The following is a 228-nucleotide window of genomic DNA, read 5'->3' on the forward strand; positions in this document are numbered from 1 at the left end:
GATGGCCATGGGCGCGTACAGGGCCGCCGGGGAACTTGGCCTGAAAATTCCGGACGACATTTCAATCGTCGGTTTCGACAACCAGCAGCTCATCGCCGAAAGCCTCTACCCTGCCCTGACAACCGTTGCCCTGCCCCACTACGAGATGGGCGCGTGGGCAACCGAGAACCTGATCGACGCAATCGAAGGAAAGACCGACCTCCAATTGTTCGCGGCGCATCCCACCGT

At 60.5% G+C, this 228-nt stretch carries 1 protein-coding gene; it reads left to right on the plus strand.

The window, feature by feature from the left end:
- Positions 1-228 (plus strand): substrate-binding domain-containing protein (locus tag SB724_RS22200; RefSeq protein ID WP_410573292.1); only part of this gene is annotated, 228 nt, incomplete at both ends.

It is taken from the genome of Bacillus sp. SIMBA_031 (assembly GCF_046535225.1).
Lineage (GTDB): Bacteria > Bacillota > Bacilli > Bacillales > Bacillaceae > Bacillus > Bacillus velezensis.